1 protein-coding gene is annotated in these 1,296 nt (G+C 53.6%); it reads right to left on the bottom strand.

Annotated elements, in window-relative coordinates:
- Positions 1 to 1,296 (bottom strand): PEP-utilizing enzyme (locus KDK16_RS04940; RefSeq protein ID WP_257274942.1); only part of this gene is annotated, 1,296 nt, incomplete at both ends.

Raw genomic sequence — 1,296 nt, 5'->3', positions numbered from 1 at the left:
GTCCCACATGACTTCCTAACTTCAGGTTAACAATCAAGGCATCATCCATACTGACGACAGTCCCTGAAAGCCCTAACTTTTTCATTGATGCTTTGTCGGACGCCCTCAACAGCGGTGCCTCTTCACCCGGGGACGTGCAATCAACATAGGTCATGTACCGTTCCTTGGATATCCTGCCCTGACCGGAGGCCAGAGCGACCGGCGCCAGTGCCGCTACAAAACGCTGATGCAGGGCAAAAATCAAGTCATGGACACTTTGGCACTGCTCAGCCTTCCGGGAATGAAGTGCTTGAAGACTGGATTGAAGCTGATGGCACTCTGCCAGCCACTGTCGAAACGGGAATACCTGCCCTTCTTCAGAGGCTTGCATTGGATGGACGACAGCCTCTACCCGTGATTGGATGGTCTTTTTCAGTGCCCCGAACCGGTTGTTCAATTGCGGTACTTCATTCAGCAATGACTTGTGCTGGAATGAACCACTGTTATCCGCCAGCAGCAAGAAGCTCTGGTAACCCTTCAACATGGCTTCAGCTCCATGAATGAGCCTGCTTACGCTCTCCCCGGTCTCTGCCAGTAACTTTGATCGTTGTGGCGACATGCTCAGCTTTATGGGGTTTGCCAAACAATCCAGTCCGTAGCCGGGAGCAAAAAATGCCAACAGGCGGGCATTTTGATCTGTGAGCCATTGAAAACCGCTGGTGACCCGGCTGAATGCGCCTTCAGAGGGAGACAAATCATCCCGTAACGGGATGGCTTTTACAGATGAAACATCAGAAACAGCAGAGGACAGGCTTCTGTGACTGTCCAGATTTTCGGTAATGTCACCGGCAACAACGAAGGCACCGGGCTTATCTTTAAAACGGGCGCAGGCCAGTGTGACCGGTTGGCCATTCTGTGCGACCATTGCCGCATACTCGCCGCCGACCAGCATTAAGGGTATTTTTTTCTGTCTCAGGAGGATCGCCACATGATCATTGAATCCCCCTTCGGTAAAGACAACCCCCCCTGCCCGATTCAGGCATTCAGGCTCAAGCATCCACTCTTCAGCGTGGTGAGCCACGACAATGGCTCCCTCTGGCATAGCGCCTGAATCACGCTTATTAGCCAGCCAGAGTGGTCCTGTGCAAAAGCCTTCGCTGGCCCCCTCGCCAGTGGCCAGACTGTCTTCGGGTATGGACATGGCAAAATCCATGCCGCCAGAGAGTCGGGTGACAGGACGTACCTGCAACAGGAACAGGCGCCCCTGATGATCGATGGCAAACTCCACGTCTACAGGGCAGAGCAGCAGGTTTTCCA

This window comes from Endozoicomonas sp. SESOKO4, from assembly GCF_024606275.1.
This window is presented reverse-complemented; position numbering and strand designations above follow the sequence as displayed.